General features: G+C 63.8%; 8 protein-coding genes and 1 pseudogene. 4 read left to right on the forward strand and 5 right to left on the reverse strand.

What is annotated here, in order from left to right:
* Positions 1-1,068 (reverse strand): YeeE/YedE family protein (locus EEB15_RS32645; protein ID WP_233259721.1); only part of this gene is annotated, 1,068 nt, incomplete at its 3' end.
* 117 nt (positions 1,069-1,185) lie between these two features.
* Positions 1,186-1,356: pseudogene (locus EEB15_RS32650) on the reverse strand (phage tail protein); the annotation flags it as partial.
* Between the two features lie 80 nt (positions 1,357-1,436).
* Between EEB15_RS32650 and EEB15_RS32655 the strand changes: the two are divergent.
* Together EEB15_RS32655 and EEB15_RS32660 are read left to right on the forward strand one after the other, a co-directional pair.
* On the forward strand, positions 1,437-2,291 hold the full coding sequence (locus EEB15_RS32655) for a M23 family metallopeptidase (protein ID WP_141514171.1): 855 nt from the start codon (positions 1,437-1,439) through the stop codon (positions 2,289-2,291).
* A gap of 8 nt (positions 2,292-2,299) precedes the next feature.
* Positions 2,300-2,920 (forward strand): DUF938 domain-containing protein, encoded by a 621-nt coding sequence (locus EEB15_RS32660; RefSeq protein WP_141514172.1) that lies wholly within the window; start codon positions 2,300-2,302, stop codon positions 2,918-2,920.
* Here the strand turns inward: EEB15_RS32660 and EEB15_RS32665 are convergent.
* Complete coding sequence (locus tag EEB15_RS32665) at positions 2,917-3,114, reverse strand: hypothetical protein (RefSeq protein ID WP_141514173.1); 198 nt, start codon at positions 3,112-3,114, stop codon at positions 2,917-2,919. The genes EEB15_RS32660 and EEB15_RS32665 overlap by 4 nt on opposite strands.
* 231 nt (positions 3,115-3,345) lie before the next feature.
* Between EEB15_RS32665 and EEB15_RS32670 the strand changes: the two genes are divergently transcribed.
* Positions 3,346-4,815: a DUF4214 domain-containing protein gene (locus tag EEB15_RS32670; RefSeq protein WP_158290309.1), complete on the forward strand. Its 1,470-nt coding sequence runs from the start codon at positions 3,346-3,348 to the stop codon at positions 4,813-4,815.
* Positions 4,816-4,822: 7 nt separating this feature from the next.
* Positions 4,823-6,289, forward strand: coding sequence for a DUF4214 domain-containing protein (locus EEB15_RS32675; protein WP_141514175.1), 1,467 nt, complete (start codon positions 4,823-4,825; stop codon positions 6,287-6,289).
* A 143-nt stretch (positions 6,290-6,432) separates the two neighbouring features.
* Here EEB15_RS32675 and EEB15_RS32680 read toward each other — a convergent pair whose 3' ends face one another.
* Together EEB15_RS32680 and EEB15_RS32685 are read right to left on the reverse strand one after the other, a co-directional pair.
* Complete coding sequence (locus EEB15_RS32680; RefSeq protein WP_141514176.1) at positions 6,433-7,434, reverse strand: Fic family protein; 1,002 nt, start codon at positions 7,432-7,434, stop codon at positions 6,433-6,435.
* 40 nt (positions 7,435-7,474) lie between these two features.
* Positions 7,475-7,696: a DUF3297 family protein gene (locus EEB15_RS32685; RefSeq protein ID WP_141514178.1), complete on the reverse strand. Its 222-nt coding sequence runs from the start codon at positions 7,694-7,696 to the stop codon at positions 7,475-7,477.
* Between the last annotated feature and the right edge of the window lie 26 nt (positions 7,697-7,722).

The raw sequence follows: 7,722 nt of genomic DNA on the forward strand, positions 1-7,722 counted from the left end.
GGCCCCACCGGAAATCCCCACCACCGCCAGGATCGAGCCGGAAGACAGCCAGGCCATGCCGGTGACGCCGTTGCCGATCGAGCAGCCCAGCGCCGTGACGCCGCCGAATCCCATCATCACAGCGCCGATCACGTGTTCGGCGAACTCGCGGGGCGAATCGAACGCTTGGAGCTTGAATTCGCGGCGCAGTTTGGCGCTGACATAAGCGCCGATCAGCACGCCCAGCACCAGCATCACGCCGAAGGTGGGCACGGTGGCCTTGTCGGTCCACAGCGTGAGCAGGTCCAGCGCGCTGGCCAACGGCGCGGTGAAGTTCAGGCCCTCGGGCCGGTTCGATTGCGTGCCGAGCCAGGCGGCTTCCAGTGTTTCGGGGTGCTCGGCGACAAAGCCGTAGCGGCCCGTGAGATAGACAGCCGCGATCAGGATCAGGCCGACGCCGACGCCGCCGATCCAGGTTTCACGCAGCGCGCCGCGGTGCTTGCGCCACGCGTAGCCTGCGGTGATGGCGAACACCAGCGCTGCGAGCACCCAACCCAATGTGACGGCCGAAATGGACGTGGCCGATGCCAGCACGTGGCTCACGCTTTGCGGCCCCTGGAGTTGCACCGACCAAGCGTCGAGCAGGTTCGCGCGCACCGGGGCCAGCACGCCACGCAGCGTCATCACCGCGGCGAGTGCGGCGACAACGACCACCAATGCGGACCGCAAGCTGCCGGAGCCCGCCTTGACCAAACTGCGTTGCGGGCAACCGTCGGCCAGGATCATCCCGTAGCCGAAGATCAAGCCGCCCACAAGGCACGATGCCCAGGCCAGCCGCGGGCTCCATGCCAGCGTGCGGGACGCGTCCACAAGGCCCGTTGTGGCGAGTGCCTGCAAGCCGATAGCACCCACGCCCACGGCCAGCATCCAGCCGGCGAAGCGTTCGCGCATGTCCAACTGCACCCAATCAGCGATGGCGCCGCGCACGCAGAAGCGGGTCGATTGGCCGACCAGGCCAAGCAGCAGGCCGATGACAAGGCCGCCGAAGACGACGACGCGGGCGATGGAGGCGGGGTTGATGGTTTCCATGTGCATTTCTGGGTGAAGCACAGATTGTAGAAACCGCCCGCCTGGGCCTGCCGATCAACGCTGGGGAAACGTCCCCAGGGTCGCGATGACGAAGTGCAGGCCGGCAACCGGGCTTGACAGATTGGGAAGGCCGAACGTCGTTCGGCCGTCGCCTCCGTACTGGGGGCCAAGAAGAGAAAAGAGTGCTGGGTACTGCCGGATGGTCAGCAACTGCCCATTGCACTCCGCCCAGCCTTGGGGCACGAAATTGAACGCGACCAGCTGAATCGATCCCATCAACGCATCCATTGCAATCCTCCTGAATATTTTGGTGGCTAGAGCATACAAGACAGTTTGCCGCCACTGCGGCGCGTGCCAAACTTCGGGTCATGCCTCTTCACCGCCGACTCTTTCTTTCGACACTCGCAGCCGTCGTGGCAGCCCCGGCTTCTGCAAAGCCGAAACCGAATCGCGCACACACGGCATTGCCGCGCGCGCTCCCCGTCCCCGGCGGCGTAGCCCGCATCCCGTTGGGCGCTGCGGCCGATCGCCCTGTCGCGCGAGCCGCTGACATTCCTCTGCTCGTGGTTGGATCGCCTTCCGCCTGGACTGCATTGGTTGGCATCCCCTTGGCGACAACGCCCGGGCCGGCGTCCATCACCGTGGAATCAACGGGCGCCGCTGCGCGTGACATTGCCTATACCGTCCAAACCAAGCAATACCGCGAGCAGCGCCTGAGTGTCGACGGCAAGCACGTGGATCTTTCGCCCGAGGACGAGGCGCGCTTCGAGCGCGAGCGCGCGCATCAGGCCGTCGTGAGGGCCACGTTTTCGCGTCCCGAACCTTCGGCCGATGCGCTGGCGATGCAAGTGCCCGTCCCGGGCCCGCGCTCCAGTTCATTCGGCCTGCGAAGGGTGTTCAACGGCCAGCCGCGCCAGCCGCACTCGGGCATGGACATCGCGGCGGGCGTGGGCACGCCGGTTCGCTCGCCGCTGCCCGCGCGCGTGATCGACACAGGCGACTACTTCTTCAACGGCAACACGGTGTGGCTGGACCACGGCGGCGGCCTGCTCACGCTGCACTGCCACCTGAGCGCCATCGACGTGAACCCGGGCGACTTGCTTCACAAGGGCGACCGCCTCGGCGCCGTGGGCGCAACTGGCCGGGTGACCGGCCCGCACTTGCACTTCGGCGTGATGCTGAATCGCACGATGGTGGACCCTGCCCTGTTTCTGCGGGCGTGAGCGGCACCATGCAACCTCTACCCCACAGCCCCGCCGCCGACCGCAACAAGCAGCCCATCCTGGATGTGCTGCGCACAGTGCTGCCTGCACGTGGCATCGCGCTGGAGATTGCATCGGGCACCGGCCGGCACGCCGCGTGGTTCGCCGCGGCCTTGCCGGGGTGGACTTGGCAGCCCACCGATGCGGATGCCGATGCGTTGCCCGCCATCGCGGCTTGGACATCGCAGTCGGGCGCCACGAACGTGCGCGCGCCCGTGTTGCTCGACGTCATGGCGCCGCAGTGGCCGTCGCAGGGCGCGGCCTTCACCGAACGCTTCGACGCGATCTATTGCGCCAACATGTTGCACATCTCGCCATGGGAAACCTGCGCTGCGCTGATGCAAGGCAGCGCGCGCCATCTCGCGCCGCAGGGCGTCTTGATCACGTACGGGCCCTACCTGGAAGACGGCGTGACCACGTCGCCGGGCAATGCCTCTTTCGACGCAAGCCTGCGCCAGCGCAACCCCTCCTGGGGCGTCCGGCGGATTGAGGACGTGACGCAAGAGGCGCAGCGCGCAGGGCTGACGCTGCGGGCACGGCACGAGATGCCGGCCAACAACCTCTTGCTGGTGTTCGGGCGCGCGGCCTAGCTGGGGCTGCCCGGCAACTGTTCTTCGTCGGCGTCGGCCTGGGTCTCAGGCTGCAGCGGCAGTTGTTCCTTGATCATCTGGGGCTTCTTGCCGGGCTGCACTTTCTCCGCAGCACCGGGCTTCATCTCCTGGTGCTTGTGCTTCTTCTCTTGCTGCACGCGCTTGTCGTGCATCTTGTTTCTTGGGTCAGTCATCGCGGCCTCTCGGTCGAGTTGTAGATGAAGCCACCTTGGCCTGCCCGGCCGTGAGGCCGTGCCGTCACTTACCGCATTGCGCGTGGCGCTCTCTCCTACATGGGTCATCCCGATGCGTTGTTTTTGAGCAAACGAAGCCAGACTTTGCGCATCTGCTCATCAATAAGAATCCGGGCTTCAAAGATAATCCCCTGCGTTTCCAAAAAACTTACACTTCTAACCAGGGATTACATGTCGACTACTGCCGCGATGCGCACCAGCGTGTCCCAACTCTACGTTGCCATGTTCGGCCGGGCACCCGATGCCGCCGGATTGGACTTTTGGACCGGACTGCTGGGCGCCGGTCAATCGGTGACCCAAATCGCCGACACCATGTTCGGCGTCGCTCCCGCCCGCAACTACTTTCCGGACGGATCGAGCAACGAGCAGATCATTGCCTCGTTCTATCTCAACGTGCTTGGCCGCACAGCGGACGCGGAGGGGCTGGCCTTCTGGACGACCAAGCTCAACACAGCGGGCGCGACGCCTGGTTCTGTGATTGCGGAGATGGTCGACGTCATCGCGCACTACACGGGCACCAATGCAGCCGGCATCACCAGCGCGAACCTGTTCAACAACCGCGCAGAAGCGGCGCAGTTCTACGGAGAGAACGGCGGCTCGCTCGCCAACGCGACCGCCGTGCTTGCGGGGGTGACGAAGGACGACGCGTCGGTACTGCAGGCAAGAGTGCTCCACAAGCAGGAGTCCATCGGGGCGATTGATGCTGGCGGGTACAGCGAAATCGTCATCGGCTCGTTGTCGGGCGACGTCGCAATCTCCAACGTCCTGGACGGTTCGACGCTGCGTCTGCTTACGGGCTCGATGGACTACGACATCGACGTAGCGTTGCTCGACGCCAGCGGTACAGCCGACGATCTTCGCGTTTATTTGCCAGGATCTTCGATGTACAACTACGCCAACCTTCATCTGGAAGGGTTCGAGCGGCTGCAACTCGTCTCAGAGTCGACCCAACGGTGGTTCACTGAAACCGTCAGGCTGGGCGATTCAGATCTCGAATTCATTTCGGTGGTGGGGACGGGCCACCTCTATTACGTTCAGAGCGAGGCCGATCTGGTCGATGCGTCCGCATTTTCGGGAAGTGACTTCAGCGCAGGCACGGCCGCGGGGACGCGCGTTGTCGGGTCATCCGGCGCCGATAAACTTACCGCAGTTGGGAGCGGCTGGCTGGAGGGGCGCGGCGGCGACGACATACTGTCGGCGGGCGGACGAGTCACTGTCGTCGGTGGGGCGGGCAAAGACAGCTTCAATGTGGGCGGCCCTGCCTCCGCGCTTGAATACGTGACCATCGAAGACTTCACCATAGGCAGCGACAAGTTGTACATGTCCTCGCTCGTCACGGACTGGAAGTCGCTAGGCCAGCAGTACCCCATCCCCCACCATGGCACATGGAACTCGACGCCAATTATTCTGGGCGCCGGTGCAACTTTCCAGGCCTACCTGGACGCAGCAGCCGCGTCGTCAGCGACTTACCAGCTCTACGCGGAGCTCAACTGGTTTCGGTTTGGCGGAAGCGCCTATATGGTTGTCAACAACGCATGGTGGTCACCGACTTTCGACGAGCGTGATCACGTCGTCAAGTTCACCGGCATGATCGACTTGAGCCAGCTCAGTTACGACACGGGAACTGCAGCCTTCACCTGAGCGTCGAATGTCCACCACTACGGCAACTCACACCGCTGTATCGCAGCTCTACGTCGCCATGTTCGGGCGCGCCCCCGATACAGCGGGGCTGGATTTCTGGAGCGGCTTGCTGGTTGCAGGCCAATCGATGACCCGGGTCGCCGACTCGATGTTCGGGGTCACGCCTGCCCGCAACTATTTTCCGACAGGACTGAGTAACGAGCAGATCATCGCGTCGTTCTACGTCAATGTTCTGGGGCGCACCGCCGACGCGGAAGGCCTGGCATTCTGGACCGGCAAGCTGAACGTCGCCGGAGCCACGGCCGGTTCCGTCATCACGGAAATGATCGACGTGATCGCGCACTACGCAGGCACCAACGCCGCCGGGATTGCCAGCGCTGCGCTGTTCAACAACCGGGCAGAGGCAGCGCAGTTTTTTGGTGAACACGGCGGCTCGCTGGCAAATGCCACGGAGGTACTCGCTGGAGTTTCCAAAGAAGACGCTTCGGTTGCGCAGGCCAGGCTGCTTCAGAAGCAGCAGGCCATCGGCGCGATCGACGCGGGCGGCTACGCCGAGATCATTTTCGGTTCGCTGTCGGGCGATGTCACGCTCACCAACGTCGGGGACGATACAGCGCTGCGCCTCTACACGGGCTCCCAGGCCTACGGCATCACCGTGCAGTCGCAGGACTCCGCCACCACGCAGGATGACTTGCGCGTCTATCTGCCAGGTTCGGCGATGTTCAACTTCACCCACCTTCAATTGGAGGGGTTTGAACGGCTGCAGTTGAATTCGTCGTCGTCAAGGACACAGTTCTCCGAAAACGTCGACCTGGGAGACTCCGAACTCGAGCTTGTATCAGTGCTTGGCTCGGCAAGCGACTATCTGCTCTCGACCCACGCGGATCGGGTCGATGTCTCTGCCTATTCGGGACTCGGCATGGGCGTCAGCACGTCTTCAGGAACCACAGTCGTCGGGTCATCGGGAGCGGACACGCTTGCGGCGGGCGGCAGCGGCAGGCTGGAAGGCCGCGCTGGCGACGATTTGCTGAGCGGCGGCAAGCAGATCACCCTCGTTGGTGGACTCGGCAAGGATCAATTCAAGGTGAATGGGCCAAGTGTCGAGATCGAATACGTCACGATCGAGGACTTCACGAAGGGGAGCGATACGCTGGTGATTCGCTCCGTCGTGTTCAACCACAGCCACCCCAGCCCGAGCAACCCTGTCCCTGATGACTACGGCACGTGGCTTCCCGATCGGCTGGACCTGGGAACTGGCGCCACTTTCGAAGCCTATCTCAACGCTGCTGCATCGCTGCAACCCAATCCCTACGCCACCATCAGCTGGTTTCGGTTTGGTGGGGACGCATACATGGTGGTCAACAACAGTGTGGCGCCCACCTTTGTGCCGGCCTCGGACGAAATCATCAAGTTCACGGGAATGATCGATCTCGGCCAGCTCAGCTTCAACTCGCAGATGGCTGCTTTCTTCTAAGCGGAAAGGGATCCTTCGCTGATGTCGTGCACCTTTGTTGCGGGGGGTCAGCAGGCGCAGCAGCTTGGACGACGTTAGTGTCTTGGTTGTTGCCGAGGATGTTGCCGGTGCCGTCGCCCGCAATAACTATTGAACCTTCACAGCTAGGCAACCAACGCATATTGCGTGCCCCTGCCCTGTCCCGATCTCTCCAGCAGGCCGATCTCTGCGAGCTGCGTCAACTCCCGATACGCGGTGGCCCGCGACACGCCCGTCAGGTTGACGTATTTCTCGGTGCTCATCCCGCCCGCAAACCCTTCGGGCTGCGCTTCCAGCAAGCGGGTCAGCGCCTTGCGCTGCGCGGGAGTCAAGCCAGGGTGGTGCGCATTGACTTCGGTCCAGTAGCGGTTGCGCGCCAGCGCGGTTTGCATCTGCTCAGTCGCTGCTTCGAAGGCCCCCTGAATTCGGCCGATGAACCATTGCACCCACGCCGTGATGTCCAGCTTTTCCTGGCCGGTGGCGGCCTGCAGTTGGGCGTAGTAGCCGGTACGCTGCTGCGCGATCTGAGCTGAAAGGCTGAAGAGGCGCTGGCTGCTGCGCATGTCCTGGGCCAGGGCCAGTTCAGCCATGGCACGGCCGATGCGGCCGTTGCCGTCTTCGAAGGGGTGCACAGCCTCGAACCACAGGTGCGCGATCGCCGCGCGCACCAGCCCGTCGATGCCGTGCTGCACGCTGACTACGTTGAACCATTCGAGCAGCTGCCGCATGTGCCCGGCCACGTCGGCCGATGGCGGCGCTTCGTAGTGAACCACGTCGGGCTTGCCCAGGCGCGGTGTGACGATCTGCATGGGTTCCGCATGCGCGCGCCAGGTGCCAACGGCAATGCGGGTGAGCCCGCTGCGTCCGGTGGGAAACAACGCGGCGTGCCAGCCGAACAGGTCCTCTTCGGTCAGGCCCCGTTGCCATTGGCTGACGGCGGCTTGCAGTACGTCCAAGGTTGCCTCGGAGCGTGCGTCGCGCGCGGCGGCTGATGCGTGGGCCAAGCCCAGGCGGCGTGCGGCCGATGCACGCACCGAATTGATCTGCAGCACCTCCCCTTCGATCTGCGCCGTGGCGACGGCTTCCTGGGCCCAGCCCGAGAGCTGCAGTTCCTCAAGATCGACCATTTACGCTTCAATGGTGAAGCGTAAATGCCGGATTTGCGCTTCAGCGATAAAACGCTTCCACCTTCCCCTTCAGCGTGATCAGCAGCGGCCGGCCCTTGCGGTCCAGCGTCTTGCCGGCCGGCACCTTCACCCACCCTTCGGAGATGCAGTACTCCTCCACGTCATGGCGGTCCTTGCCGTTGAGGCGGATGCCGATCTCGTGTTCGAAGACGAAGGGCTTGTGATGCGGGCTGCGCGGATCGACGGAAAGGTGGTCGGGCAGATCGGGGCGCTCGGGCGCGGGGGTCG

Origin of the sequence: Ramlibacter sp. WS9, from assembly GCF_003797765.1 — a bacterium.
Classification (GTDB): Bacteria; Pseudomonadota; Gammaproteobacteria; order Burkholderiales; family Burkholderiaceae_C; genus Ramlibacter.